Here is a 26451-nt window from a genome sequence, read left to right on the forward strand (position 1 = left end):
TTCTGTTATACTCAACCATTTCCCTATGAATGCAAAGAAAAAACCCTTTAAGAATACTTAAAGGGAATACTATGTTATGCCCACACCTCGTCTAGCGTTTCTATAAACAGCCGGTCAAGCTCCTTCGTCAGATCTTCATGATCTGTTTTATATGCTTTGGCAACCGTCTGAAGCCGCTCCAATTCACGATCAATAAATGCGTGGAGGATAGGGTTTTGAGGTTCAAGATTGAACTCCTCCCCTTTCTTTTTCCTCTCAAGCAGCTGTTGGATTTCCGTTTTCAGCGGTCCATCTTCCGTAAGTTCGTCAAGCAAAACCTGAAATTCAATCGGAGGAACCGTCCGGCGGCTTTCAATCCACTGACAAGCCAGAATTGGGCGGAGCACATAAAAATATTTTTTGATTTTCACTTCTTCCCGCTGCAGATAGTGGCGGAAATTCCCTGATGCCATATTGAGATAATGGTACATGCAGGAGACTGGAGAAAAGGCGCGGCTTTTCAGCCGCCTCATGTTTTCCGCCAGCGAATAGGCTTCATAATAAACCGTTCCCGAGGAAAGCCATTCGAGAAGCGGAGGGTTTGATTTCCTAAACAGTCTTAACGCTTTTGTCAGCTCCCAACCGCTGATATCGAGAGAATCGTCAATCGGCAGTTCAATCACATCGCGCTTTGCATCAATTGACAGATACCAGTCTTTTTGATGGACATAAATAAATCTGACATCGTAATCACTGTCCTGTGAGGGAAAGCCCCAGGCTCTGCTGCCCGATTCAACCGCATAGAGGATTTTAACACCGTATGTCGCTTCAATGTTTTTCAGTTCTTCTTGAATTCGCTGTTTCATAATAAGTGCACCGCCAGTTTATCGTTTCTATTATTTACATTATAGTGTCTGCTCAGGCATTAAGCGACTTTTTTGCGGTCGCAGAGCCAGAAAAGATCTTATCCAGAGAAGTGGCTGCCGTGTATTCTTTGGCCTGCCCGTTTTTATGGCGGCGGGACGCCAAACGGTCAAACAAGACCGAAAGAGCCAATGATCAGACAAATCATTGGCTCAATATATTGACACAGCGATAGAAACAGCTTAATTAAACGTTTGTTTAAGATCAGCTAAGCCCCAGCATCTCCACAATGTAGTCGGCCGTTTCCTCGGCAGACCGGTGATCTGTTTCGACTTTCAAGTTGTGGAATGCATACATGCTCTTTCTCTCATTAAACAGCTGTTTCATTTCTTCGATTGAGCGGTTATGAAGAACCGGCCTGTTCTCAATCAAGAGATCCATCCGCTGCTTCCAACTCTCCCATGTTAAATCCAGAAAGATGACAAAGCAGTGTTCGAGACACTTCTTTCTGATGTCCTCCTGTTGGAAAGCGCCTCCCCCTAAAGATACGATGCTGCCCATTGTATGTTCGCACATCTGAAAAATATATTCTTTTTCAGTCTGTCTGAAAAACGCTTCCCCTTTTTGTTTAAACATCTCCGGAATAGTCATTTGAAAGTCATTTTCAATCTGCTGGTCGATATCGATAAAGTCGCGGTCTAATTTCTTTGACAGAAGCTGACCAATGGTTGTTTTCCCGACGCCCATAAACCCGATCAGCACGATATTCTTATCTCTCATTGCGGCATTCATTTCCAGCTTCTACTCCTCCTTGCATAAAGGAATCAAATATCTTAATTATATGGCAAATTCAGCTTGAATGATATAGGGTGCCTGTTAATAAAAAAAGAGGCTGAAGTCAGCCTCTTTTTTGCTATTCCCACCAGTCGTCAAACATTGAAGCAGGGACTTGGCGTTTGTGCTCGGATGCCTTATAGCGTTTTTCGATCGCCTCGGCCACCTCGCTGGAGACGGCTTTTCCTTCAAGGTAGTCGTCGATGTTATCATACGTCAGGCCGAGCTCTGTTTCATCGGATTGCTGAGGTTTTTCATCAAGCAAATCGGCGGTCGGAGACTTCGTATAAAGCCGCTCCGGCGCTCCCAGTTCTTCCAGCAGGCTTCTGCCCTGGCGCTTTGTCAATCCTGTTAGCGGCAAAAGGTCTGCCCCTCCGTCTCCGTATTTTGTGAAGAATCCGGTAACAGCTTCTGCAGCATGGTCTGTTCCGATCACTAGCAGCTGATTTTGACCCCCGATCGCATATTGGGCAATCATCCGGACTCTTGCTTTTACATTGCCTTTGTGAAAATCGGCAAGCGCCTCTCCCGTGACTGACTGATATTGATCAGCAAATGAGCCTACAGTTGAAGCAATGTCAAAAGCAAAAGACTTGTCAGGCTGGATAAATTTGAGTGCCAGCTGGGCGTCATCTTCATCCTGCTGAACGCCGTAAGGCAAGCGGACCGCAATAAATTCCGCCTGAACGCCTTCTTCTCTCAATTCTTCAACAGCCAGCTGGGCAAGCCTGCCCGCCAATGTGGAGTCCTGTCCTCCGCTGATGCCTAAAACAAAACCTTTGGCACCCGTTTTTTTCAAATAGCTTTTTAAAAAACCGACCCTTTTTTCAATTTCCTGTTTCGGTTCGATAGAAGGCTTTACATTCAGTTCCTGCATGATTTTTTCTTGTAAAGTCATCCGTCATTCCTCCTTTTGACTGAATGAACCGTAATGATTATGTCTTTAACTATAGCATATGTTTTATTTCAAAGTGAATATTGAGGTGCGCAGAGAGCCTTTCCTCCCTCTTTTCTTCGTGAATAAAAAAGGCTCCCCATGGCAAAATAACAAGAAGATTTAGAGGGGTTGAAACGATGAAACGACAAGCGAAAAAAGGAGATTTAAAATGGTGGCAGCTCTCCATGATCGGAGTCGGCTGCACAATTGGAACGGGGTTTTTTCTCGGTTCAAGCATCGCGATTAAGAAAAGCGGCTTTTCCGTATTAGCCGCCTTTCTTCTTGCTGCCCTTGGCACTTTTCTCGTCTTTCAGCAGCTGGCGAAATTAACGGCGGATCATCCTGTTGAAGGGTCTTTTTGTTCTTATGCCAGGGAGGCCTTCGGCAATTGGGCGGGGTTTAGCAATGGCTGGGTCTACTGGTCATCGGAAATGCTGATTATCGGGAGTCAGTTGACGGCGATCTCCCTGTTTACACGCCATTGGTTTAACCAGGTTCCGCTGTGGGTGTTCGCCTCCATTTATGCGATTCTCGGGCTGATCGTCATTTTCACAGGGCGCAGCAGTTTTGAAAAAACGGAAAACATACTGGCCGTGTTGAAAACGGCGGCCATTTTAATGTTTATCATCATCGCTGTCTTGGCATTGTGCGGGCTGTTGCCAGGAAAAACGCCTGACGCGCAGTTCCCTGATCGGGTTCACGAATTGTTCCCTTTCGGCTTTATGGGATTATGGACGGGGTTGATTTACACATTTTACGCCTATGGAGGAATAGAAGTCATGGGTCTGATGGCGATTCACTTAAAAGACCCGAAAGATTCATCAAAATCAGGGAGCCTGATGCTCATAACCCTTGCTGTGATTTACGTCGCATCGATCGGACTGGCCATGCTCCTAGTCCCCCACGGGGCATTTACCGAACAGAACAGCCCGTTTATTACGTCATTAAAAGACTTTCATCTCGATTTGATCATGGATATTTTCAACGGCATTTTCATTATCGCCGGTTTTTCAACGCTGACTGCTTCCCTGTTCGCTGTCACCACACTAATGGGAACAATGGCGAAAAATGGAGATGCACCGGCCTGCTTTGCGAAAAAAGAAAAGGCGAAAGTATCGTGGCCGGCACTCGGCCTGACGGTGCTCGTTCTCGCTGCTTCCATCGTTCTGTCACTGCTTTTGCCGAAGCAGCTTTATGAACATATGACAACGGCCGCCAGCTTAATGCTGCTCTATAACTGGATGTTTATCCTGCTTTCCAGCAAAAAGCTCACAAAGCCAAAAATGAAAGGGAATGTCCAGATTATCACAGCGCTTGTCCTGATTTTATTTGCCGTTTCAGGTACGTTATTTGAAAAAAACAGTAGACCCGGCTTTTTTGTGAGCCTTCTGTTTCTTGCCGTTATTGCTGTTGTGACAATGCTGATGAAAAAAAGGTGGGCCCATCAGGAACAGAAAAACGGGCAGACATAATCAGCCTCCCGCCTTCAGCAGTTCGAGCATCCCCTGATAGCCGAAGTAACATCCGAAAACAATTAGACTGATGCCCGCGAGCCAAGTCGTTGCTTGGATCATCCGCGGGCTTAAAAATGTTCTGAATGTCCCCGCAAGAAAAGACATGGCCAAGTCCCACAAAAAAAGTCCGATTAAAATGCCTGAACTGCATATTAGCAGCTGGTATGATTCGTACGTCTCTACCGTTTTCGCCAAAATGCTTCCGTAAATGCCGAGCCAGAACATGATGCTCAGCGGGTTTGAAAGGGAGATCACCAGCCCAGACAAGAAAGATTTGCGGTATGAACCTTTCTCTCCCGCACCTCTCATCAGCGATACTTCCTTCGCCTTGACCAGGCTCTCGATCCCCGTATAGGTCAAAACAAAAAAACCAAACAGCCATAAAAATGTTTTTAAAAATGGCGCTGTCAAAAATTGAGCGACTCCAAAATAGATCAAAGCCATATATAAGACATCCGCCGTCACAGCGCCAAGACCAAACAGCCAGGCATGAAAGAAGCCACCTTTCATCCCCCTGTCGATCTGCGCCGCATTCACAGGGCCGACAGGTGCGGCCAAAGACAAGCCCAAAAACACATAACTCAGGAAGATGTTTATCATATCTCGTCCTCCTTCCGCGGATAACTTGTACAATGTATTCAAAAAGAGGAGATGATAGAACAAACAGATTAAAAAGCCTTTTCCCATTGCGGGAAAAGGCTCTTCTTTATATGCCAAGCTTTGAAAGTGCAAATGTCCAAATGCAAATGATGAAAAGCAGGATCAAGCTATATTTAACGGTTTGGCTGAAAAGCTTTGATTCCTGCCCTGTCTCTTGGACCGCGGCTGTTGCAATCGCAATCGACTGCGGTGAGATCAGCTTGGCCATCACGCCTCCCGCGGTATTGGCGGCAAGCAGCAACGCTGAGCTTGTCCCGATTTGCGCTCCGGTGACAGCTTGCAGGTGGCCGAATAATGCATTGTTGCTGACGACTGAACCTGTGATAAACACGCCGATCCAGCCCAATACGGGACTGACGAACGGAAAAATATCCCCTGCTTTGGCAAGCGCCAGTCCGATGGTTGAACTCAATCCGGCATAATTGGCCAGGTTTGCAAAACCCATCACAAAGCAAATGGTCAGAACAGGAAGCCACAGTTCCTTGACCGTCTCTTTCAGGCTGGAAAGTCCTCCGCGGAAACTGATGTTTCGGCTCAGCACAATCGTGAAGATCACGGCGATCAGTATCGCCGTACCCGTCGCTGAAATGAAGTCAAGCTTCATCACGGCATCAAGCGGTGCCGGTTCCGGAGCGATTGGCGGCGTTTTCAGCACTTCCCGGTGAAGAAAAGGCATGTTGAATAAAATCGTCGATTGTTTCAGCCATCCGCCTTCCTGAAAAAGTCCTTTAAAACCGGGCAGGCTCCACACCGCAATGACGGCGGTCAAGATATAAAACGGAGACCAGGCTTTCATAATGTCTGCTGCATGATATTTTTCAGCGGGTTCATGTTCATTCCCGGTTTCTCTGTATATGTGGCGCGGCTGCCACTTTTTCAAAAACAGCGCCAGCGCTCCCATACTGATTAAAGCGGCCAAAATGTCCGCAAGTTCCGGCCCCAATCCAATCATCGTTAAAGTCTGCACCGCCGTATAGCTTCCGCTTAATACAAGGAGAGCCGGCAGCGTTTCCCTTATTCCTTTAAACCCGTCCAGTATGAAAACGAGCAGGAACGGGACAAAGAAAGTGATGAACGGCAGCATCAAAGCGAGCGTTCTGGAAAGCTCAACCGGTGTCAAGCCTCCCATCTGTGCTCCTGTGATTACCGGAATTCCGATCGCTCCAAAGGCCCCGGATGCCGCATTCGCAATTAAACATAGAGATGCCGCTTTTAAAGGTTTAAAACCAAGCTCGACAAGAAGAACGGCGCTGATCGCAATCGGCACGCCGAAGCCTGCCGCGCCTTCCAAAAAGGCGTTAAAACTGAACCCGATCAGCAATAACTGAAGCCGCTGGTCAGACGAAATCCCGGCAATGCTCGCTCTGATCACTTTAAACTTTCCGGTTTTGACAGAAATTTTGTAAAGCCATACAGCCATCAGGACAATATATCCGATCGGCCAAAGACCGTTTGCAATTCCAAGTAAAACGGCTGAGACAGCTTTCGCAGCCGGCATGTGAAAAAAGAAAACCGCTACAATAAAGCTGACCGCCAGCGTCAAAAATGACGCGATGATTCCTTTCATCTTCAGCACGGTCAATGCAAGGAGAAAGAAAAGAATCGGCAGAATGGCGGCAAAAGCGCTGATAAACAGATTCCCAAACGGATCGTATATCTGCTGCCACATTTTCATCATCTCGCAATCTTCATGGTGTTAGTATCTTCATGATGTTCAGTTATGCCTGCAGTTCAAAATGCGGTTTTAAAATTGCTTTTAACACACCTGCGCTATGCTTGAATTGCTGTTTTTCCTTTTCATTCAGGTCGAGCTCAACAATTTCCCTCGCTCCGCATCGGCCGACAACCGCCGGAACTCCGATATAAACATCATTTTCCCCAAATTCGCCTTCAAGATGTGCGCTCACGGTTAAAATCGCTTCTTCATTGCGGTAAATCGCTTTCGTGATACGCGCGAGGCTCATGGCAACTCCGTAGTATGTCGCACCTTTTTTCTCGATAATGTGGTAAGCGGCGTTTTTGACATTGTCAAACAGTTGATCAAGATCTTCTGCTTTGTATTTCTCATTTCTTTTCAGCAAGTCGCTGACGGGAACTCCGCCGATATTCGCGTGGCTCCAGACAGGCAGCTCCGTATCTCCATGTTCACCAATGATGTAGCCGTGGGCATTGTGGGCAGCGACACCGAAATACTCGCTGAGCAAGTAACGGAAACGGGCTGTATCAAGTGTTGTACCGCTTCCGATCACGCGTTCTTTCGGAAGTCCGCTGAATTTCCAAGTCGCGTAAGTCAAGATGTCGACCGGGTTTGTAGCGACAAGGAAGATGCCGTCAAAACCGCTGGCCATGACTTCTCCGATAATTCCTTTGAAAATTCTCAGGTTTTTTTCGACAAGATCCAGACGGGTTTCACCCGGCTTTTGGTTTGCTCCGGCGCATACGCAGACAATGTCGGCGTCTTTGCAGTCCTCATATGTGCCGTACCATGTTTTCACAGGATGTGGGGCAAATGCTTTACCGTGGTTTAAATCCATGACATCGCCCATTGCTTTGTCTTTATTTAAATCAATGATCACAAGTTCGTCTGTGATACCTTGGTTAATTAACGTAAATGCATAACTGCTTCCAACAAAACCCGCACCGATCAAAACTGTACGGTTGACTTTTTGGTTTCTCATGACTCATCATTCCTTTGCCGTTTGTTTTAAAATCTAAGCTGTTTGTGAAACTCTTCACATTCATATTGTGCAATACTTCACATACTTTTTCAAGTGATATACATTTTTATTTATGTCTATTTTGTGTCTCTACATACTTCTTCCTTAAATTTGTACATTTTTTGGTAAAAATATGCCTTACAGCTAAAGAAAAATTGGTAAACGTGCTGCAAAAGACTGCTTTATCTGCAAGTGCATCAGGCCCATTCCAATCTAAGTTTCCCCTTTTCAACAGTCATAACACATCAAATCTTCAGCAACATTCAATCATCGCCGGGTATAATGCCGTCCAAATTAACATTTTAAATATTCAATCTTTTAGTTTGTTAGTAAAGCTGACAAAAATACTGCCAACCCTATTCTATTTTGTCATGATAAATTCTAGAATCTATCGGATGGGGAGTGTTGCAATTGAAATTGGCGGATTTGAGGAAGAGCGGACACGCGCCTTCCTTGTTGTCATCTTTTTTATATTTCGATGTCAGCTTTATGATTTGGGTGTTGCTGGGGGCGCTTGGTGTTTATATTACGGCTGATTTTGATTTATCTCCATCACAGGTCGGATTGATTGTCGCCATACCTACTTTGGCCGGATCGTTTTTCCGGATTGTGCTCGGCATTTTAACCGACCGTTTCGGACCGAAAAAAACGGCTATTGGCGGAATGCTGCTGACGATGATTCCGCTGATATGGGGGTGGCAGTTCGGTTCATCGGTCGCCGAGCTGTATATCATCGGAATTTTACTCGGTGTGGCAGGCGCAAGCTTTTCCGCATCCCTTCCGATGGCGAGCCGCTGGTATCCGCCGCACTTGCAAGGCCTTGCCATGGGGATCGCCGGAGCGGGAAACAGCGGAACACTGCTCGCTACACTATTCGGCCCTCGCCTGGCGGAGCAAGTGGGCTGGAACGGCGTCATGGGATTGGCGCTGATTCCTCTGATACTCGTGTTATTCAGCTATTTCCTTATGGCAAAAGAACCTCCGAATCAGCCGGCGCCTAAACCGCTCAAAGACTATTTTGCTGTTTTCAAAGAAAGGGACACTTGGTATTTTTGCCTTCTCTACAGCGTAACATTCGGAGGTTTTGTCGGCTTGTCCAACTTTTTAAGCTACTTTTTTGCATCCCAGTATGCCGTTCCGGCGGTAAGGGCCGGCGAATTTGTCACGCTCGTCGTTGCATCGGGAAGCTGCCTCCGCCCTGTCGGCGGGTTGATTGCCGATAAAATCGGCGGCGTGCGTCTGCTGCAATTCCTCTTTATCGGGGTGGCTCTGTGCATGTTCTCAGTCAGTATGCTCCCGTCTCTTGGCGTTGTCACAGCCGTATTATTTATCGGCATGGGCTGCCTCGGGATGGGGAACGGCGCGATATTCCAGCTTGTACCGCAGCGATTTCAGCAAGAGATCGGGATGGTGACGGGAGTCGTGGGCGCTGCGGGGGGAATCGGCGGATTCTTCCTCCCGAATATTCTCGGAACGCTGAAGCAAATCACGGGTACGTATTCAAGCGGATTCCTCACCTTTACCGTTATCGCATTTTTGGCACTCGGACTGCTTTTGCTTGCTCAGGCCGGATGGAAAAAACAGTGGAAAACCGAGGAGAAATCAATTCGAATATAAAGGGAGCCGCTCGATTCTTTTCGGGCGGTTTTCTATTCCTGCCAGGACCGTGACGATTGGATGCTCGTGTGAATAGAAGCAGCGTATATCCCCCTGATCCTCCCGATTGTTGAAATGAAGATTCAAGCACTTTTTTCGCGAATTCCAGCATCCCGCTATCGAGCGGATAAAGCCCGTTTGGCTCTTCAGATTTGCGAACCTTCCAAAATCGATTTGCTAAATCCTCATGTCCCTTAAATGAGTGATCAAACAAGCACATGATATCCTCCGCGATTTTGCTGTTTTTCACAATCTTACTCGCATAATGCGGCGCGGGAAGCTTTTCAAAAGAGATTCGTCAAATTCGAATACCAGATATTCATCCATATCATGTTGTCCGTATAAAGCAGGATGCCGATGACGATCATCAGCGCGCCGCCGATTTTCATGAGCATATTCGAATATTTCATAAGCGGCCTGATGTTTCCGATAAAAAACGCCATGAGCAAAAAAGGAATGGCAAAACCTAGAGAATATGCGGTGATCATCATGAATGCGCTCCCAAAATCAGGGTTCTGAAAATTTGCATATGCGATCGTTCCGAATATAGGCCCGATGCACGGCGTCCAGCCCGCCGCAAAAACCATTCCGACAAGCATTGAATTCAACAAGCCTATTTTCCCTCTTCTAAACGAAAGGCGCCGCTCCTTCATCATGAAAGCCGGCCGGAAAACGCCGAGGAGGAACAGGCCCATGACGACGACAAATATTCCACCCAGCATGCGGATCAAGTTATGGTATTGCAAAAACAGCAGGCCAAACGAGCTGGCGGAGAAACCCAATATGTAAAAAATTACAGAAAAGCCGGCCAAAAAAGCAGCCGCGTGAATCATCACCGATTGTTTGATGCGCTTTGCATCTCGGTCTTTCAAATCGCTGACCGAAATCCCGGTGATGTAGGAAATAAATGATGGATACAAAGGCAGGCAGCACGGAGAAATAAACGACAGGAAACCGCCGCCGAATGCCAGCCATAAAGCGGCCATATACTTCCATCCCCTTCATGTTTATATATTTTTTACCATGTGATTCTCTTTCTCTAGCATAACATAAAAAACCGCCTATCATGGCGGTGATTTTTTGTATATTTGAAGCCGTCGCCAGATCATCCGGCGGACGGCTTCTTCACTATCCTTTTTAACCGTTTAAAGCGGCTTTTTTCATATTGTCCTGAAGTTCCAATATGCGTTTTGCCCCTTCTTCGCGCAGGCGTTTGTTCTCATCTTCAATCTGCTTCGTCTCCTGCATGCCTTTGACAATCGTATTCCAAGACTGTTCGATCGTTTCAATATCGATGCTCGGCCTTCCGGACATTCTCGCGATTTCAACGGACTGGCTCGAAATATTTTCCGCGTTTCGCTTCAGCATTTCGTTGGTGCGGCGGTCGAGTTCGCTCATTGAATCGGCGACAAGCTTTTGGCGCTTGGCGGTCACCGCCTGGATGATGCCGTTTTTGAAAATCGGAATCGTAATGATGAATGCCGAGTTGATTTTTCCGATCAGCTTTGTGTTTCCGCGCTGGAGCAGACGGATTTGCGGCGCGGTTTGAATCGCAACCATCCGCGCCATATCGAGGTCATACACCCGTTCTTCCAGCGCTTGAATACCATTTCGAAGCGTATCAAGCTCCATCTGTGCCATTTGGTTACCGCTGGCCGCTTTCGCTTCATATTCAGGGATGAGCTGCTGCAATTCTTCTATTTTCATCTGGCCGGCTACGACGTATTTCTCCAGCTCCACATAGTAATTGAGGTTGCTTTCATACATTTCATCAAGCGTCACGGTCGATTTTGTCATTTCATCTTTATATTTCGAAATTTCGACGTTGATTTTTTCGATTTCACCGCCGAGCGTTTGATATTTTTTAAATATTTTCTCGATCATGCTGTTGCCGCGCTTAAATAACTTGGAAAGCAGGCCTTTCTGTTCTTCAAAGTCATTCTTGTCAAAGCGGTCCATGATTTTACCGAGCTGCGTCAACATCGCACCTGAATCTGTCACACTGTTTGTTCTCATCATAGAGAGAATACGGTCTGAGAACTTGGATATTTCAAGAGCGGGCTCTTTTCCGAATTCTAAAAGCTCCACTTGGTTTTTTACGTCAATTTGCCGTGTCAGAGCTTGCACATCGGGCTCCCGGCGGAGTTTGGCACGGATGTCTTCCGCTTTTTCAATCGTGATCTCTTCCTCTTTGCTGATATTGACGATGCTTGTTTCATTTGGATTTGCCATCAGAGTGGCTCCCTCCTTAAAAGATTTTATTGATGAACTTCCGGACGATTGACGGCTCTTTAAATTCCTGGTTGAAGGACATGTCATCAAGCCAATGGGTATCGAAATGCTGTCCATCGATATAGCGGTCAATACACTTATAGCCCGGCGGATTATAGATGATGATATCGATGCCGATTTCATTTAACAAAAGCAAGGCGGCCGCGTCTGAACGGGTGAGTGTTCCCGTCTGTTCAGTGTGGTACAAGATCAGCTTCGGCACTGTCTGTGAATAGTCAAATGTCTGAATCATATTCAAAAGCGCTGCCGGAAGCTGTACCGCCTGGGTAAACAAATACAGCTGCACATCGGCTGATTTTTCATTGTTCAAGGCCAGCATCTTCGGGCTTTTGCACAGCCTGGAAACCGCTTGGGCAATGCCGCGCTGCACTCCCTCAGGCAAATGCTTGTAGCGCCATATATTGCTCTCCATTAATCGGCCCGGATCGATCGCCCCCGTTTGATCAAGCGCATGGCTGTAATGGAATTGATAATTGGACGTCTCTTCCTTTGTAAACGGGAAGCGTCGGATCGTATGCGACTCCTTATACTCCGTCAGCGTCTGCAGACGGTCCCAATACTCTTTTTCATTGCTGGAGACGCCCATGACCATCGCGAATAAGTTCGGAATGTTGACCGTTGATTGAGACGCTTGAAAATCGGGTCTGATAAAGGCGCGTTCCTTCGCAATTAAAAACAGTTCATCATACGTGGTCTTCAAAGTCACGGAGACCGGGGTATGCTCCCTGAACTGCCAAGGTTTGTACATGAGCGAATCCTCATTGTGCAGAACAGTATCCAGCTCCTTCGCGGAACGGTACGCCACCGTTGATTTTCGCTGAGGCTTTTCAGTCGGGAACGGCTCTAATGCAGACGTGCCCGGGTATGTGAAAACAAAAGAAAGCTTTTGCTCAGGATCAAGCTGCCGAAATTCGTCTTTTCCCTCCGGATGAAACAGCAGCACATCACATCCGACAAGCATCAAATAGTATAAAAAATACCGTTGGCTCTTTGTGGTGTCCCCATACCAAACCACTTTCGGCATCGCATTTTCGCAGTCGGCTTCTTTCAGCCACTTCTCCAAATGATTGCCCATCCATTTGACAAGGTCGAGGAGGACCCGGCGAAACTCCGAATCGTTCAATCCTTTTTCATGAAAGGACTGAAACATCTGCAGCACTTCGATAAGCGCCTTCCTTAAATGGCGGTGCATCGCGGCGTCAGGGTGCTTAGGAATGAGCTGCTCCCCGTCGAGAAAAGCGGCAAACCGATTGACGGAAAGCCCTTTTTCTTTCTGATTGACCATATGGATGCGCTGTATGGCCTGAAACCTTTCCGGAGAAATGGTCTTATCAAGCGTCTCGCTTAACACATGCACATCACCGGACTCATACAGCTCATGGAGATATATGTAGTAATCCGTTTCATCGTGCGGCGTTCCGAGAATCCGTCCCGCCAGACGGCTTATCATCAGATGTCCGTTTTTTTCATACGGGGTTCTCTCCGGCAGCGGCTTCTTGATGATCTGCTTCCATTCATCATCATTGACCAGGGCGTTTTGAATATTAATCTCTTGATTCATAGCGCTCAGCCGTCTCCCCTTTCTTCTGAGTCAGTGTCACTTTTCCGTCCAAATACGGCACACATGCCCGCTCTTGTTACGGCATAGGTTGTCCCGAACTTTCGGATTGTTCCTGCAGGAAAATCATGCGCTCTCTTTCGGAGCGTAGACGAATCAATCCCCCACTCTTCACAAGCCTGCTGGGAACTGAGAATCTCGCTGCTCGTGAGATCGACTATTTTCATCATGGCTGTTCATCCTAAACATTCATTTGTTTTCTCCTGAGAATATTCACAATATATGATTGCCGTCTGCGGCTCTTATTTTTGAGACCGGAGTGATGGTGCGGCATTTATACAGCAAAGGCGCTTTGCCCATTTCTCAACACCCGGCCCGGCCTAACTTCCGAACGATCCAAGATTTGAAAGCGGTTTGGACGCTCTAAGTATGTCTGTATAGCTGCGGTTTTCATGATATACACCGTAGATTTCAGCCTTTAATAATATTTTTTTGGCCCAGCTGAGGTACGGCTTGATTTCGATCATTTTATTTGAAAAAGAGCTTTTCACAACGCCTCGGGTGCCGTCGGCACTTTCGACGATGCTCAGGGCATCCAGATAATCTTCCATTGATATAACGTGCAGGCTTTGGACCGCTTTTATTTGTGACGGATGAATCACGCTCTTGCCGTGAATGCCGTTGGCCAGATCAAGAAGCGTTTCATTGATCAATCCGTCTATATACCGATTGATCACAAGCGAAGATTCCCCCGCATCAGCCCAATTCGGCCCAAAAGTCTGAACTGTTCGCGAAGCATCTTCAAAGTACTCCCAGACAGGCCCCGAAATCACAAATTGCAAGCCGAAATAATTGACGATATCTTTGATGAAATCAGAGATGACCAAAACGTCATAAATCGGCGTTTCCGGTTTTCTTCTTATCCCATACAGACCGCACAAATCAGTCGCGCCGATCCTAATATTCAGAACGATATCTTGATAAAAGCCCAGCGTTGATTTTAATTCTTGAAGCGCCTTTGCCCTCGTTTCCATTGCCAGCAGGTCGGGTGTCTCAAAGATCGGCATTCCGTACAGCACAATGCCGGATTCTTGCGACAATTTCGTTAAAGTATCAAGATAGTGCTCCGCATTCAGCATCGAAAACTTCGGAAATACGAATCCGGTAAACAAGTGAAGCGCGCGGCCGAGCTTGTTGCCCAATTCGAGCATTTGCTCAGGTTCCCGCACCCGGATAAACATCAGCGGCAGCACATCGCCGCTGATGTTCTGCAGTTTTTGCGCCTGGTAAATCATGTCGGCCTGACTGACAAGATTGTTTTCAGCCTGGAGAACCTCACAATCGCCGATCGAATCTTCAAGGCAAAAAACGACCGAGCACAGCTCAGGATACTTGTTATTGATCATGACATCTGCTATATCTTTTCGGTTCCCCGGAACATAAAGCGCAGCTCCAAGCGCATGCTCCAGAATGTGCTTCGGAGAGTCTTTAGTAACCGAACCCGGCAGTTTGAAAAAGACATCTTCTTTTTGAGAGGCGGATAAAAAATCAAAGTATTGCATATGGGTCACCTTCTTTGAATAAGAATCATACACCCCTTTGATGTAAAAAAGGGCGGAGCAGATATACTCCCCCCTTTATGTTTTGCAGTTTGTTATTCTTCCTTTGACGCCGCCGTTTGCTCTTTCACAGCTTTTTGCTTGTTCATATAGTGAATGATGAATGTCACGGCAAAAGCGATAATCAGAATGATAAAGAAGACGCTGTGCGGCATTTCAATATGCCATACACTCGCAGCCATTTTCAGTGCGATGATCCCGATTAAAACAAAGGCCGTTGCTTCAAGTTCAGGCACTTTGTCAATCAGCGTCAGGAAGAATTTCGCAACGGTTCTCATCATTAAGATGCCGAGCATGCCGCCGATCAGAAGCACCCATACCTTTTCAGATACGGCAAATGCCGCCAGGATGCTGTCCACCGAAAATGCGAGATCCATGAGTTCTACCGAAATGACAGTCGCCCAGAAGACCCCGAAAACGCGTACCATCCAGCTGTCTTTTTTGATGGCGTTTGATTCATCATCGCCCTCACCGATGAAGAAGTGCTTGATGACGAGCCATGCCAGATATGCGGCTCCGAGCAGTTTGATCCACCAGAATTTAATCAGGATCATACCAAGTCCAATGAATAGAAACCTAAAGAAGTAGGCTCCGATTAAACCGTACGTCAACGCTTTTTTGCGCTGTTTTTCCGGTAGGTGCTTTACCATGACGGCGAGAACGAGAGCGTTATCCGCCGATAAAAGCCCTTCCAGCACGACCAGCGAGCCGATCAGCCCCCAGGAAACGGGGTCCGTTAATACTTCCACCCACATTTCCCAATCGAAAAATGAGGCGTAAACTGACATAATATGATGAAATAAATCCACTTTGGTTACCTCCTAATGATGAAAAAGCAAGACTGAACCACGCAAACGTGATTCAGCCGGCAAAACTAGACTTGCAGGCCGTAGTTGCGGCAAAGCGATGCCAATCCGCCGGAAAATCCGCTGCCGATCGCATTGAATTTCCAATCGGCTCCGTGACGGTACAATTCGCAAACAACAACCGCTGTCTCAATCGAAAAATCCTCTCCCAAGTCAAAGCGAAGCAGCTCCTCATTTGTTGATTCATCAACGAGCCGGACAAACGCATTTGAGACTTGTCCAAAGTTTTGGCTGCGGCTTTCCGCCTCGTGAATCGTCACCGTGATGCCGATCTTTTCAACATGGTCGGGTATTTTTGAGAAATCGACGATGATTTGCTCGTCATCGCCTTCACCTTCTCCTGTCCGGTTGTCACCCGTATGGATCACGGCGCCGCTCGGATGCTCGAGGTTGTTGTAAAAGACGAAGTCGCGTTCATTGATGCAACGATCGTTCTGATCGACAAGAAAAGCCGACGCATCCAAATCAAAATCGGCGCCGCCGGTATATTTGTTTGTATCCCAACCTAAACCGATCAGCGCTTTCGTCAAACCGGGGTTCGTTTTCGTTAAATCGATCCTTTGCCCTTTAGATAATTGAATCGCCATCGATAGGACCTCCTTTAAGAAATGTCAGGGACCGGACAAACGGACGCCAGGGCGGCGACTGCTGTCCGGATCGTCAAAATCAGCCGACCTGCAGGCCGAAATCGGTGGCGATCCTCGCCAGTCCGCCTTGATAGCCTGAGCCGATCGCTGAGAATTTCCATTCTTCTCCGTGACGGTACAGCTCTCCCGTGATCAGCGCTGTTTCAATCGAGAAATCTTCACCCAGATCATAGCGGATTAACTCTTCATTCGAGTCTTCATTGATCACGCGAACATAAGCATTTGACACCTGTCCAAAGTTTTGGCGGCGCGCTTCCGCTTCATGAATCGTAATCACAAAAGAAATCTTTTGAATGTCGGCAGGCACTGCATTCAAATTGATTTTTACCTGCTCATCGTCTCCTTCGCCTTCACCTGTTCGATTATCGCCTGTATGTATGACAGCTCCGCCTGCGCCTTCGGTCTGATTATAGAAAATAAAGTCCTTTTCAGAAGCGCATTTGCCTTCTGCATTGAGCAGAAACACGCTCGCATCCAGGTCAAAATCAGCGCCGCCGTCATATTGATTGACGTCCCAGCCAAGGCCCACGACGACTTTCGACAATCCGGGATTTGTTTTTGTTAAATCGATCTTTTGTCCTTTCGCTAATGAAATTGCCATGTTATCTCCCCATTTCTTTTATGAATGTCAGGCGTAGCGTTTGACGATTTCCGTAATGCTCGTATCGTTTGTGCCTTCTCCGACAGCGGTGAATTTCCACTCGGCGCCGTCACGGTAAATCTCGCCCGCGATCAGGCTTGTCCGTCCAGAATAATCGTCCCGCAGATTGTATTTGACCATCTCCACGCGATCGTTCATATTAACGATGCGTATGAAGGCATTTTCAATCATTCCGAAATGCTGGCTTCGTTTCACGCAATCGTATATATTCACGACAAAGACAAGCTTATGAATATGCGAAGGAACTTTTTGCAAATCTACGATGATTTGTTCATCATCTCCGCTGCCTTCCCCTGTCAGATTATCTCCGGTATGTTCGATGCTGCCGCATCTGCTCTTCAAGTTTCCGAAATAAATGACGTTCTTGTTCTCTGTGACTCTTCCGTTTTCCAGCATCAGCACGGATGCGTCACAGTCAATATTCGGGGCTCCTCCTCCAAACAGCTTTCCAAAAAAACCGCCGCTTCCGGATGCTACCGGGTCCCAGCCGAGACCGACCAAAATCTTCGAAAGCCCCGCTTTCCCTTTTGTTAAATCAATCCGCTGACCTTTCTCTAAAGAAATAGCCAAACTGTTCACTCCTCCGTTGAATCATGACTTTCAAGATCACAGTGCTGGATGAGAATAAGAGTTTGATAGATCCAATTATCACGCCAGCGTGATTCATATCTTCACAACTACAAGACCAATGAATCTTTATTTAACCTGCTTAACTATATATACGGAAAGATTCAGGGGAAAGTTTCGCGGTTTTTCGATATTTTTTTATCATCTTTTCATCCTGGCCAAAAGAGAGACGACAATAGTAGCGATTGCACGAAGTCATCGTGTTTGGTATAGTATATCTAAAAGATATATATCAAAAAGATACAGAAGGCGGTATGTATGACAAAAAGAAATCACACGACTTACGCTCTCCTTGGATTGATTACGGCCGGCTACCGGACGGGTTACGAAATGAAACGAATGATCGACCAAAGTTTGAATCATTTTTGGAAAATCAGCTACGGCCAAATTTATCCCGCGCTGCGCCAATTAACAGAAGCAGGCTGGGTCGCTGCATCTCCGACGCTCTCGGACAAAAAGCCGGACAGAAAAGAGTACCTGATTACCGATGAAGGTCAAAAAGCGCTGCATAGCTGGCTTGAAGAACCGATCAATGGCATCGCCTCAGAAAAAAACGAATTTTTGCTGAAGCTGTTTTTCAGCAAGGAAGAAGAGCGGGAGAAAACCGCTTTGAAAGTCAAGGAGTACCAACGAAAGCTTGAAGAACGGCTTGAGGCATATCAAGCAATCGAGCAGTCAATTCTTTCATGCAGCTCCCATTCAAAGGACAGAGAGTACTGGCTTTTCACTTTGGATTATGGAAAACGCACCACCTCGGCCGGAATTGAATGGTGTGAAGCCACAATCAACCGGCTGAATGGAAAGGAAGGGACCAATGGGTAAAACGATCATCAACAAGCCTTTTACTGCCGCCCCTGAAGATGAAGTCGTTGTATTTGTGATCGGGATGAGAATAAACAAGTGGCATGCTGTTCATAAATTGTGGCCGGTTTTTACCGCCATGGCCCCTATGATAAAAGAGCTTCATCAAAACAAAGACCTCGGCTTTCTGGCAACGGAATCATCCATCAATTTCAGGACGATTTTTCTCATTCAATATTGGCGTTCTTTCGAAGATTTGACAGCATATGCAAAGGCTGATAAACATATGGCGGCTTGGCGCCGTTTTTATCAGAAAACTGCCGCATCAGGAGCCGTTGGCATCTATCATGAAACGTATACAGTTCCAAAAGGGCGCTATGAGGCTTTTTACCATAACATGCCGTTGTTCGGCTTGGCAAAAGCGTACGGACATCAACCTGTCACCAGCAGAATCAAAACCGCTGAGCAGCGAATGCGGGGATCAGATATAGCGGGGAAATAAGCAGAAAGGAGCCTTATCGGTTACCCGATAGGCTCCTTTTCTGCTTAAAAAGCTCCTGCCCCGTCGCCTCCGCCCGCTCCGGGACCGCCCGCATCATATGCCCCGGCGTGCTCCTGTGAAGACGGCAGCTGCCAGCTGTAAAACGGATAATGCAAACAGCCTGCTGCGGCCATACCCAGGACAGGGGAAGCGTAATCAAGCCTGCTTGCTGATTGATTAAACCATCCTGCAGATTCATCCTCAACTTCAAGCACAATTGCATAGATCATCGTCTTTTCGTTTTGAGACAGGCTTCTCCCTGAAAACAAATCTTCTTTTCTCAGATGGTTTCTCCAAGAAAGAATCGATCTTCGGCAGATGGAAGCGTACCTGCTCTCTCTTACGGCCGGAATGAAGGCAATCAATAAGATAGACAGCCCGACGCATATGCCGTAATACAAAATGGTATGGATGCTGTCGATAAACACAGATGCTAAAAACAAGCCGGCCAAAAACAAAATCGTATACAGCTTTGATTTTGCAAGAACAATGCCCGCCGACAGTGCAAAGCCAAATATGACGCAAGCCGCCATGAATCCGGCCTGATGCACCACGTCTGCATACAGGATAAAGAGCAGGAGTCCGGTATGGACCGAAAGCAGTGAAAGCGACAGCATTCTCAGCCAGCGGTTTTCTTGAAACAGCTCCTTGAATTCAGGCGCTTGTCTGACACTTTCCGTCCATTTTTGAACCACGTTTTGAAGAATGATCCTCTTTCGTTCATATTTGCCCAGCTGTTCCTTATGCTTGCATTCTTCCTCAGTCGGCCCGCTGAGGGAATCCAGCCTGAACATATAGGTATCGCTGCCCGTTTGCTCAAAAAGTTTTTCAATTAAGAGCTGATCAGGCTTTGGCAAATCCGCCTTGCTCCCGGAAAATTCGAATTGGTATGTGTCATCAGGCGCCTCAGGATCGTCAAGAAACCTTTCTTCCGCCTGTACCTTCCGCATAGTGACCAATCCCCGTTGATAAAGCGAAAGCATGCCGGCCAGGAGATCACGGTCTGTGAAACGGCCTTTTTTGTAAAGAAAAGCGACAAGTACAGGATCTAAGGACTCGAGTTCTGCAAGCGAAAGCATGGCACGGCGTCTCTTCTTCAAAAACGAAAGCATGACAGCCATGATGACCATGAACCCGACAATCCCCGAAAATATCCAAATCATCCTGTCTGCGCCGGCAATCCGTTCATCCCGATCGGCGTAGCGTTTCGCCTCGTCTTTCTCCTCCTTCAGCAGCTCATCCTTTGTCTGATAAGAAGGGTGCCGGACCGCCTCTTTCAAGGCGCTCTGCGGAAAATATATCCTCAGTTCCGAGCCCGTGCCTGCGCGATAGAGTCCTGTCTCGTAGATGACTGATGAATCGTTCACCTTCGTAATCTTTCCGTTTCCTTTTTCACGCAAAAACGCATGAATATCACGTGCCTTTACCGAATCAGGCAGATGCACTTCAATCTTTACCCGGCCGAAATCCGTATTTGCCTTTTGGTAAAATGAATGAATCAAAATCGACGTGTCTTCAAACTTTTGGGCGGCATCTTCGATCACATAGCGAAACATCACTTTTTTTGTTTCATCCTTTGATGCCGAATAAGCATAATAAGTCCCGTCTTCTTTCTTTGTCTTCAACGGGATGGCTTGATCGCCTTTTTTTTGATGATTGGGAAGCAGATAGGCTTTAAAATTCTTCAAGCGGCTCGCGGTTTCTTCGCTGAACGATCTTGTCGCCCCTTCGAAAGAGCCTTTAAAATCGTATGTGTAAACTTCCTCTACGCTTAAATTACCGTTTTCTTTTACTGTCGCGCGTATATCAGCCCGCTCGATCGAAAAGGATTTGCCTGCTTCAGAAAAGCCTGTGACGAGAAAAAAGGCAATGAACATAAAAAAGAAAAAGGAGTGCTTCATCGTTTAGTAAATCCTTTCGTTTTTTGTATCTGCCTTATATACGGAAAAGCAAGGAAATTGTTTCAGCGGTTCACAGAAATGACAGAGATGACAATTTTATTATAAAAGCACATCTACGGTCTGCCGCACAAGCCATAAAAGAAAATATGCATCATTTCCTCTGTAAACTGTCTGTTTTTTTCAAAGGCTTCACCCAGAGTTTTTGAATGTTCAATGATCATATTCATAAAGATGAGAAAGCTTTCCGCGGTGATCTTGGGAGAGATTTCGCCTGACCGATGACCTTTTTCAATCATTTGGAGCATAAGGGGAATGATTTTTTCATCGTATTGCCGCTTTACATAATCCATTATTTCACTGTCTTCGATCATCACCTCTTTGACGACCGTTAGAGCAAATTTTTGATTATTGGCTTCCCTTTTCTGCAAAATCATCAATTCGATCTTTTCTTTAACGGAAATATCTTTGTTCATATATTCTTCAAAATCGCTGATGGACTGATCGATATAGTCTTTGAAAACCTCTTTCAGGAGCGCTTCTTTGCTTCCAAAGTAATTATAGATCGTCACCTGCGAAACATTTGCCGCTTTTGCGATATCGGTTATCCGGATGCGCTTTGGCTCCCATGTTTTGAGCATATCCAAAGCCGTCTTTTTGATTTTCTCTTTAATCAGCAAAGCCCTTTTTTCAAATCCGTTCATATAACCATCCTTACATATCTTTCTTAATGAAATTATAACATAAAAATATTTCACTAATTCCGTTGACAAAAAAGTTCATAAGAACGTAAAATTAGTTTTGTAATTATTAATCACTATTATTTCATAATTTTCATTTTGGAGGTGTCACATGCTGACAGTTGAACGTCTTACGAAAAAGTTTTCCAATGGCAAAGGTATATTTGATGTTTCATTTCATGTTCAAAAAGGTGAAGTGTTTGGATTTTTAGGTCCAAACGGAGCTGGAAAATCAACAACCATTCGACATATCATGGGGTTTATGAAGCCTGATCAAGGCGATATCAAAGTAAACGGAATGAACATCCGGAATCATCAAGGCGACATTCAGCGGCATATCGGCTATCTTCCCGGAGAGATTGCATTTATCGAAGGAATGACGGGAAAACAATTTCTCGATTTCATGGCAAACATGCATGGTTTAAAAGATACAGCTAAGCGCAATGAACTCATCGAACGGCTCCAATTCGATGTTCATACGCCGATCAGAAAAATGTCGAAAGGAATGAAGCAAAAAGTCGGGATTGTCGCTTCCTTTATGCACAGCCCTGAAGTCATCATTCTTGATGAACCGACCTCAGGCCTCGATCCGCTGATGCAAAAAGTGTTTATTGAAATCGTGCTCGAAGAAAAAGCGAGAGGAACGACGTTTTTAATGTCTTCCCACAGCTTTCCTGAAATCGAACGAACCTGTGACAGAGCCGCCATTATAAAAGACGGCATCATCATTGCCGTCAAAGATATCCATGAACTGCAGTCGATGCAGCGAAAGGTATTCGAAGTTACATTTGAAAACAAGGGCGACATTCCCGCCTTCATGAATTCGGATCTGCAAATCGAATCCCGGACGGACAATCGTGTCAAAGTGGCCGTTTTAGGGAACCATGATCAATTTATTAAAGAAACCGCCAAATATCACATTCGGCACATTGATTCTTCTTCACAAAGCCTGGAAGAGATTTTCATGAACTACTATGACAGAAAGGGGACAGTGAAATGAACTTCTCCCTGTACAAACAAATGATGAGAACAAACATGAAAGGAATCATAAGCTACGGGGCAGGCTCCGCTTTCTATATTCTTTTGATACTGGGCATTTATCCAAGCATCGCGGGCAATGCGGAGGATATTGAGAAAATGATCAAATCAATGCCGGAAGGCTTTCTCAATGCTTTTGGGTTTGAAAACGGACTGGGGAATCTTGAAGATTTTATGTCTGGAGAGTATTACGGTTTAATCTTTATCGTGATTTTGTCGATCTTCTCTGTCATGCTGTCGACTAAGCTTTTGGCAAAGCTCGTGGATCAAGGGTCAATGGCCTATATTCTGTCTGCGCCGACAACGCGCGGCAAAGTGGCTTTCACCCAAGCAGCCGTTTTAACGACAGGTCTTTTGATCATTATGGCCGTGACGACAGCGGCCGGGCTGGCTGGCTACCATTTGATGCTGGGCGGTGATTACGATTTTAATGTGTCAAGGTTTCTCGTTCTGAACTTGCTCGGCTTTCTGCTCTTCTTTGCCGTCGGCGGCATCTCGTTCCTCTTTTCGGCCATTTCAAATGACGAAAAAAGAGCCCTCGGACTTTCCGGAGGCATCACGTTTTTATTCTTCAGCTTCGACTTGCTCGGCAAACTAAGCGAAAAGACGGAATGGATGAGGAGCCTGTCGGTTTTCTCTTTATTCAGACCTGGCGATATTGTAAACGGGAGCGCCGATATCGCTCAAGTGTCTCTTGTTCTTGCCGCGGTCGGTTTTGCCGCCTTCGCACTCAGCATTCTCATCTTTAAAAAGCGCGACTTGCCGCTGTAATATAAAAACGCCGCTCCCGATCAGGAACGGCGTTTGTTTCTGTATGATATTTTATTCAACGACCCGTCTGACAACTCCGCTGAAGGCTTTCTTCCAATACGGGTTGCTCATAGAATCGACGGATACCCCGCGTGAGCTGTTATCGTTCAAGAATGTGCCATTGCCAAGATAAATACCCACGTGACCGTTCGTTTTGTATGTGTCAAAGAAGACCAAGTCTCCACGCTTCATTTCAGACGCGCTCACAGCTCGTCCTTTGCCAACAAGCGTGCTTGTTGTCGCACCGAAGCCAAGCTCTACGCCTGCTGATGCATAAGCCCAGCGCACGAATGATGAGCAGTCAAAACGACGGTTGTCGATATCAGCTTGAGAACGTCCGCCTCCCCATACGTACGGAGATCTGCCGACGATGCTTGAACCTGTGCTGATGGCAGCTTCAATCGCGTTTCCATTGCTGCTGACAACAGAACCGGAAGAGTAGTTTCTTGACGGGCTGCTGCTTTTCTTGCTGCTTGAAGAACCGCTGTTGGACGATCCGTTGGATTTGCTGACTGAACCTGAGGTTGATCCTGAGGTTGATCCTGAGTCTGATTTTTCAGCCGTAGCAGATTCTTCTTTCGCTTTTGCTGCTGCAGCCGCTGCAGCTCTTTCTTCTTTAAGTTTTTGTTCAAGAGCGGCTTCTTCTTTTGTCAGTGAGCCCGCTTCTTTTTTCAGATCGCTCAGCTCTGATTCTGCTGCCGCCTGTTTCGTTTGCAGCTGCTTAGAAAGGTTCGCCTGTTCTTTCAGCTGTTTATCAAGATCCGATTTAAGCGTTTTTAAATCGGCTAAAGTTTTTTGGATTTCATCCAGTTTTGTATTTAAGTCAGACATTGCTTTTTCAAGCTTGTTTTTATCTTTTTCCTGCTCGTCAAGCAGGTCTTTATCCGCGTCAACAATTGTTGAAACAGCCGTTGCACGAGTGATAAAATCTCCGAAGCTTTGTGCGCCCAGAAGGACATTCAGATAGTTTTGGGATCCGCCGTTTTCCTGCAGGCTGCGCACGCGATTTTTAATCACTTTTGAACGCTCTTCAATCCGCTTTTCAGTTTCTTTGATTTCTTTTTTCAGAGCTTCCACTTCTTTTTTGGTTTTTTTGTTTTCTTTTTCTTTGTCTTCGATTTTGTTGCTTGTTTCAAGTGCTTTTTTATCAAGCTCTTGGATTTTGGCTTCAAGCTTTTTCTGCTCGTCTTGCAGCTTGGCGATTTCTTTCCGCTTGCCCTCGATGCCTGAATTCACTTCAGAACGCTTTTGCTGAATTTCTTGTTTTTGCTGAGAGGTTTCTGCCGATGCCGTGTTGTTCATAAAGGGGGTAAATAGACTAGCTGTTCCGAGAATCGACGCTAAACCAAAAGTATAAACCTTTTTTTTCACTTTCTACTCCTCTTTCCTTTATGTATTCTTGTTTTTTCATTATGTAAATTCGCTTGAACATTATTAAAAAATGAATCTTATGACCTATGATTAATATATCCGTTACCGATGTACAGACGTTATTATACCATCTATTTTCGACAATAGGCGTCAATTTATATTACATTTATATTTCGTTTTTGTTTCAGTAGTGTCATGTTTTGACTCATCTTGTTTTAACTCTCGTATTCTCTTCGATTTGACCCTTCCTGCTGTTTTTCATATGCTTGTCTTACTGAAAAGGAAGGCCGGTGACAAATGATGCAGCTCAGTGTTCTTGACCAGGTTCCAATATCAAAAGGCTCAGATGCGTATTCAGCCTTGAAGCATTCTGCAGAGCTGGCAGAGCTCGCGGATCAATGGGGGTACAAAAGGTATTGGTTTGCCGAGCATCACAGCACACGCGGACTTGCCAGTACCGCTCCCGAAATCATGATCGCACACATTGCGGCAAAAACTGCAAACATTCGCGTCGGTTCGGGCGGTGTTCTGCTTCCTCAATACAGTCCCTTTAAAGTGGCTGAAAGCTTTCGGCAGCTTGAAGCCCTTTATCCCGGGAGGATTGACCTGGGGATCGGCCGCTCTCCGGGAGGCACAGCCAAAACGAGGCTGGCGCTGACAGACGGGGTTCATAAAAGCCTGGACGAATTCCCGAGACAGCTTCAAGACTTGTTGGGCTTTTTGACTGATTCCGTCCCTTCCGGACACGATTATTTCGGAATCAAAGCGGCCCCTTTGACGGATTCGCCGCCGGAGGTGTGGCTTTTAGGGCTTGGAGAAAACAGCGCGAAATTGGCCGGTGACATGGGAGCGGGATACGTATTCGGACATTTCATCAATTCCGCAAGAGGGAGGAACGCCTTTCAATTATATCGGGAAAGCTTTCGGCCTTCTCCTTTCTTTAAGCGCCCCCAATCTTTGGCCGCCGTTTTCGTCGTTTGTGCGGAATCCGATGAAAAAGCTGAAGAGCTTTGCTTGAGCCAGGATTTATGGCTTCTAAGAGTTGAAAAAGGATTGGACAGTCTTGTCCCAAGCATTGAGGAGGCAAGATCTGCCACTTACACCGCTGCCGATAAAAAAAAGCTTGCCCACAACCGCAGCCGTATGGTGATCGGGTCTCCTCGAACGGTCAAAAGAAAACTGCTCGAGCTCTCTGACCGATATCAAACAGATGAGTTTATGGTTTTGACGAACGTTTACCGGTTTGAAGATAAGAAGCAGTCTTACGAAAGACTTGCAGAGTTATTTTGATCAAAAAACATCCCTTTTCAAAATCCGTTGAAAAGGGATGTTTTTATTAAAACGTATTATAGACATTCTCACACTCTTCCGCTGTCGGCTCATAAAAACAATGCGCTTTAAAGCGGCCGACATGCGGCTGATTATACCACTGTGCGGGACACGCCCCTGCCGGTCTGAAATACCACAAACTGAATTTTGCCGGCCAGAGCCGCTCTCCGTTGATCGCCCTGCGCGCCAAGCGCCTTTCGCTTTCCCGTGCCCTTTGATAGAAATAACCGTGCGTCACGGCTTCAAACGCATGCGGCTGATGGATCATCTGCGGAATGGTGCGAAGTCCCACAAAGTCGGAACAGTTTGCCCTGATGCGGTTGATTCCGACATTTCCGACCATCAGCATTCCTTGCACGCCTTCGCCTTCAGCCTCCGCTCTCAAAAGTCTGGCCAAAAGATTGATATCTTTAGAAGAAGCCTTAACTACTGCCATATTAGTCACCCCCATGATGTCGTCACCTTTATCATATTCTGTTTCATTTAGGTGAT

The 26451-nt window shown here is 46.3% G+C and carries 26 protein-coding genes; 7 read left to right on the forward strand and 19 right to left on the reverse strand.

What is annotated here, in order from left to right:
* Positions 1-74: 74 nt before the first annotated feature.
* The 3 genes from M1D90_RS20255 to nadE form a co-directional block, all read right to left on the reverse strand.
* Positions 75-845: a nucleotidyltransferase domain-containing protein gene (locus M1D90_RS20255; protein WP_145624677.1), complete on the reverse strand. Its 771-nt coding sequence runs from the start codon at positions 843-845 to the stop codon at positions 75-77.
* Positions 846-1107: 262 nt separating this feature from the next.
* Positions 1108-1635 carry a shikimate kinase gene (locus M1D90_RS20260; RefSeq protein WP_020450078.1) on the reverse strand — a complete coding sequence of 176 codons (528 nt, stop codon included), beginning with the start codon at positions 1633-1635 and terminating at the stop codon, positions 1108-1110.
* Positions 1636-1756: 121 nt separating this feature from the next.
* On the reverse strand, positions 1757-2575 hold the full coding sequence (gene nadE, locus M1D90_RS20265) for an ammonia-dependent NAD(+) synthetase (RefSeq protein ID WP_095292833.1): 819 nt from the start codon (positions 2573-2575) through the stop codon (positions 1757-1759).
* A gap of 176 nt (positions 2576-2751) precedes the next feature.
* Here nadE and M1D90_RS20270 point away from each other — a divergent pair, with 176 nt between their 5' ends.
* The gene (locus M1D90_RS20270; protein ID WP_023855683.1) at positions 2752-4086 is read left to right on the forward strand and encodes an amino acid permease; all 1335 of its coding nucleotides are present in this window, start codon (positions 2752-2754) and stop codon (positions 4084-4086) included.
* Here the strand turns inward: M1D90_RS20270 and M1D90_RS20275 are convergent, their stop codons facing one another.
* From M1D90_RS20275 to M1D90_RS20285, 3 genes are all read right to left on the reverse strand, one after another.
* Positions 4087-4725: a LysE family translocator gene (locus M1D90_RS20275; RefSeq protein WP_023855684.1), complete on the reverse strand. Its 639-nt coding sequence runs from the start codon at positions 4723-4725 to the stop codon at positions 4087-4089. It abuts the gene before it with no gap.
* A gap of 109 nt (positions 4726-4834) precedes the next feature.
* Positions 4835-6457, reverse strand: coding sequence for an L-lactate permease (locus tag M1D90_RS20280; RefSeq protein WP_025810793.1), 1623 nt, complete (start codon positions 6455-6457; stop codon positions 4835-4837).
* Positions 6458-6506: 49 nt separating this feature from the next.
* Positions 6507-7466, reverse strand: coding sequence for an L-lactate dehydrogenase (locus tag M1D90_RS20285; protein WP_095292831.1), 960 nt, complete (start codon positions 7464-7466; stop codon positions 6507-6509).
* A 450-nt stretch (positions 7467-7916) separates the two neighbouring features.
* Here M1D90_RS20285 and M1D90_RS20290 point away from each other — a divergent pair, with 450 nt between their 5' ends.
* Positions 7917-9122, forward strand: a complete 1206-nt coding sequence (locus M1D90_RS20290; RefSeq protein ID WP_456283016.1) for a nitrate/nitrite transporter — start codon at positions 7917-7919, stop codon at positions 9120-9122.
* 323 nt (positions 9123-9445) lie between these two features.
* On the opposite strand, the gene M1D90_RS20295 is transcribed toward M1D90_RS20290, so the two are convergent.
* The 9 genes from M1D90_RS20295 to M1D90_RS20335 form a co-directional block, all read right to left on the reverse strand.
* Positions 9446-10147, reverse strand: a complete 702-nt coding sequence (locus M1D90_RS20295) for a cytochrome c biogenesis CcdA family protein (RefSeq protein ID WP_105980690.1) — start codon at positions 10145-10147, stop codon at positions 9446-9448.
* 151 nt (positions 10148-10298) lie between these two features.
* On the reverse strand, positions 10299-11393 hold the full coding sequence (locus tag M1D90_RS20300) for a toxic anion resistance protein (RefSeq protein WP_020450069.1): 1095 nt from the start codon (positions 11391-11393) through the stop codon (positions 10299-10301).
* Positions 11394-11409: 16 nt separating this feature from the next.
* Positions 11410-13014, reverse strand: coding sequence for a YceG family protein (locus M1D90_RS20305; RefSeq protein ID WP_095292829.1), 1605 nt, complete (start codon positions 13012-13014; stop codon positions 11410-11412).
* Positions 13015-13019: 5 nt separating this feature from the next.
* Positions 13020-13241 carry a helix-turn-helix domain-containing protein gene (locus tag M1D90_RS20310; protein ID WP_003178729.1) on the reverse strand — a complete coding sequence of 74 codons (222 nt, stop codon included), beginning with the start codon at positions 13239-13241 and terminating at the stop codon, positions 13020-13022.
* Positions 13242-13391: 150 nt separating this feature from the next.
* Entirely contained in the window at positions 13392-14573 is a 1182-nt protein-coding gene (locus tag M1D90_RS20315; RefSeq protein WP_020450067.1) for an HpcH/HpaI aldolase/citrate lyase family protein, read from the reverse strand.
* A gap of 92 nt (positions 14574-14665) precedes the next feature.
* Complete coding sequence (locus tag M1D90_RS20320) at positions 14666-15439, reverse strand: TerC family protein (RefSeq protein WP_020450066.1); 774 nt, start codon at positions 15437-15439, stop codon at positions 14666-14668.
* A 65-nt stretch (positions 15440-15504) separates the two neighbouring features.
* Positions 15505-16083, reverse strand: a complete 579-nt coding sequence (locus M1D90_RS20325; RefSeq protein WP_020450065.1) for a TerD family protein — start codon at positions 16081-16083, stop codon at positions 15505-15507.
* 79 nt (positions 16084-16162) lie between these two features.
* Positions 16163-16744, reverse strand: a complete 582-nt coding sequence (locus tag M1D90_RS20330) for a TerD family protein (protein WP_020450064.1) — start codon at positions 16742-16744, stop codon at positions 16163-16165.
* A gap of 27 nt (positions 16745-16771) precedes the next feature.
* Positions 16772-17374 (reverse strand): TerD family protein, encoded by a 603-nt coding sequence (locus tag M1D90_RS20335; RefSeq protein ID WP_020450063.1) that lies wholly within the window; start codon positions 17372-17374, stop codon positions 16772-16774.
* A gap of 315 nt (positions 17375-17689) precedes the next feature.
* On the opposite strand from M1D90_RS20335, the gene M1D90_RS20340 reads away from it, so the two are divergent.
* Together M1D90_RS20340 and M1D90_RS20345 are read left to right on the forward strand one after the other, a co-directional pair.
* Positions 17690-18253: a PadR family transcriptional regulator gene (locus M1D90_RS20340; RefSeq protein ID WP_026580493.1), complete on the forward strand. Its 564-nt coding sequence runs from the start codon at positions 17690-17692 to the stop codon at positions 18251-18253.
* Positions 18246-18734, forward strand: coding sequence for a DUF4188 domain-containing protein (locus tag M1D90_RS20345; protein ID WP_456283017.1), 489 nt, complete (start codon positions 18246-18248; stop codon positions 18732-18734). Before M1D90_RS20340 ends, M1D90_RS20345 begins: the two co-directional genes overlap by 8 nt.
* Before the next feature lie 44 nt (positions 18735-18778).
* On the opposite strand, the gene M1D90_RS20350 is transcribed toward M1D90_RS20345, so the two are convergent.
* Entirely contained in the window at positions 18779-20674 is a 1896-nt protein-coding gene (locus M1D90_RS20350; protein WP_456283018.1) for a DUF2207 domain-containing protein, read from the reverse strand.
* 113 nt (positions 20675-20787) lie between these two features.
* Positions 20788-21375 (reverse strand): TetR/AcrR family transcriptional regulator, encoded by a 588-nt coding sequence (locus M1D90_RS20355; protein WP_023857800.1) that lies wholly within the window; start codon positions 21373-21375, stop codon positions 20788-20790.
* Positions 21376-21523: 148 nt separating this feature from the next.
* Between M1D90_RS20355 and M1D90_RS20360 the strand changes: the two genes are divergently transcribed.
* Positions 21524-22411, forward strand: a complete 888-nt coding sequence (locus tag M1D90_RS20360) for an ABC transporter ATP-binding protein (RefSeq protein ID WP_105980689.1) — start codon at positions 21524-21526, stop codon at positions 22409-22411.
* Positions 22408-23220 carry an ABC transporter permease subunit gene (locus M1D90_RS20365; RefSeq protein ID WP_023857798.1) on the forward strand — a complete coding sequence of 271 codons (813 nt, stop codon included), beginning with the start codon at positions 22408-22410 and terminating at the stop codon, positions 23218-23220. The genes M1D90_RS20360 and M1D90_RS20365 overlap by 4 nt, the downstream gene beginning before the upstream one ends.
* 51 nt (positions 23221-23271) lie before the next feature.
* On the opposite strand, the gene M1D90_RS20370 is transcribed toward M1D90_RS20365, so the two are convergent.
* A complete protein-coding gene (locus tag M1D90_RS20370) occupies positions 23272-24630 on the reverse strand; it encodes a C40 family peptidase (RefSeq protein WP_456283019.1) in 1359 nt (452 codons plus the stop codon).
* A 297-nt stretch (positions 24631-24927) separates the two neighbouring features.
* Between M1D90_RS20370 and M1D90_RS20375 the strand changes: the two genes are divergently transcribed.
* Positions 24928-25920 carry an LLM class flavin-dependent oxidoreductase gene (locus tag M1D90_RS20375; protein WP_283931542.1) on the forward strand — a complete coding sequence of 331 codons (993 nt, stop codon included), beginning with the start codon at positions 24928-24930 and terminating at the stop codon, positions 25918-25920.
* A gap of 46 nt (positions 25921-25966) precedes the next feature.
* Here the strand turns inward: M1D90_RS20375 and M1D90_RS20380 are convergent, their stop codons facing one another.
* Complete coding sequence (locus M1D90_RS20380; protein WP_023857795.1) at positions 25967-26395, reverse strand: cell wall hydrolase; 429 nt, start codon at positions 26393-26395, stop codon at positions 25967-25969.
* Positions 26396-26451 lie beyond the last annotated feature (56 nt).

It is taken from the genome of Bacillus sp. JZ34, assembly GCF_053903205.1.

Excerpts from the sequence above, each read along its gene's own strand:
- M1D90_RS20295 (WP_105980690.1), bottom strand. The coding sequence starts at position 10,147 with ATGGCCGCTTTATGGCTGGCATTCGGCGGCGGTTTCCTGTCGTTTATT.
- M1D90_RS20355 (WP_023857800.1), bottom strand. The coding sequence starts at position 21,375 with ATGAACGGATTTGAAAAAAGGGCTTTGCTGATTAAAGAGAAAATCAAA.
- nadE (WP_095292833.1), bottom strand. The coding sequence starts at position 2,575 with ATGACTTTACAAGAAAAAATCATGCAGGAACTGAATGTAAAGCCTTCT.
- M1D90_RS20270 (WP_023855683.1), top strand. The coding sequence starts at position 2,752 with ATGAAACGACAAGCGAAAAAAGGAGATTTAAAATGGTGGCAGCTCTCC.
- M1D90_RS20345 (WP_456283017.1), top strand. The coding sequence starts at position 18,246 with ATGGGTAAAACGATCATCAACAAGCCTTTTACTGCCGCCCCTGAAGAT.
- M1D90_RS20365 (WP_023857798.1), top strand. The coding sequence starts at position 22,408 with ATGAACTTCTCCCTGTACAAACAAATGATGAGAACAAACATGAAAGGA.
- M1D90_RS20350 (WP_456283018.1), bottom strand. The coding sequence starts at position 20,674 with ATGAAGCACTCCTTTTTCTTTTTTATGTTCATTGCCTTTTTTCTCGTC.
- M1D90_RS20330 (WP_020450064.1), bottom strand. The coding sequence starts at position 16,744 with ATGGCAATTTCATTAGCGAAAGGACAAAAGATCGATTTAACAAAAACA.
- M1D90_RS20280 (WP_025810793.1), bottom strand. The coding sequence starts at position 6,457 with ATGTGGCAGCAGATATACGATCCGTTTGGGAATCTGTTTATCAGCGCT.
- M1D90_RS20285 (WP_095292831.1), bottom strand. The coding sequence starts at position 7,466 with ATGAGAAACCAAAAAGTCAACCGTACAGTTTTGATCGGTGCGGGTTTT.
- M1D90_RS20300 (WP_020450069.1), bottom strand. The coding sequence starts at position 11,393 with ATGGCAAATCCAAATGAAACAAGCATCGTCAATATCAGCAAAGAGGAA.
- M1D90_RS20310 (WP_003178729.1), bottom strand. The coding sequence starts at position 13,241 with ATGATGAAAATAGTCGATCTCACGAGCAGCGAGATTCTCAGTTCCCAG.
- M1D90_RS20360 (WP_105980689.1), top strand. The coding sequence starts at position 21,524 with ATGCTGACAGTTGAACGTCTTACGAAAAAGTTTTCCAATGGCAAAGGT.
- M1D90_RS20260 (WP_020450078.1), bottom strand. The coding sequence starts at position 1,635 with ATGAATGCCGCAATGAGAGATAAGAATATCGTGCTGATCGGGTTTATG.
- M1D90_RS20375 (WP_283931542.1), top strand. The coding sequence starts at position 24,928 with ATGATGCAGCTCAGTGTTCTTGACCAGGTTCCAATATCAAAAGGCTCA.
- M1D90_RS20380 (WP_023857795.1), bottom strand. The coding sequence starts at position 26,395 with ATGGCAGTAGTTAAGGCTTCTTCTAAAGATATCAATCTTTTGGCCAGA.
- M1D90_RS20340 (WP_026580493.1), top strand. The coding sequence starts at position 17,690 with ATGACAAAAAGAAATCACACGACTTACGCTCTCCTTGGATTGATTACG.
- M1D90_RS20315 (WP_020450067.1), bottom strand. The coding sequence starts at position 14,573 with ATGCAATACTTTGATTTTTTATCCGCCTCTCAAAAAGAAGATGTCTTT.
- M1D90_RS20325 (WP_020450065.1), bottom strand. The coding sequence starts at position 16,083 with ATGGCGATTCAATTATCTAAAGGGCAAAGGATCGATTTAACGAAAACG.
- M1D90_RS20255 (WP_145624677.1), bottom strand. The coding sequence starts at position 845 with ATGAAACAGCGAATTCAAGAAGAACTGAAAAACATTGAAGCGACATAC.
- M1D90_RS20305 (WP_095292829.1), bottom strand. The coding sequence starts at position 13,014 with ATGAATCAAGAGATTAATATTCAAAACGCCCTGGTCAATGATGATGAA.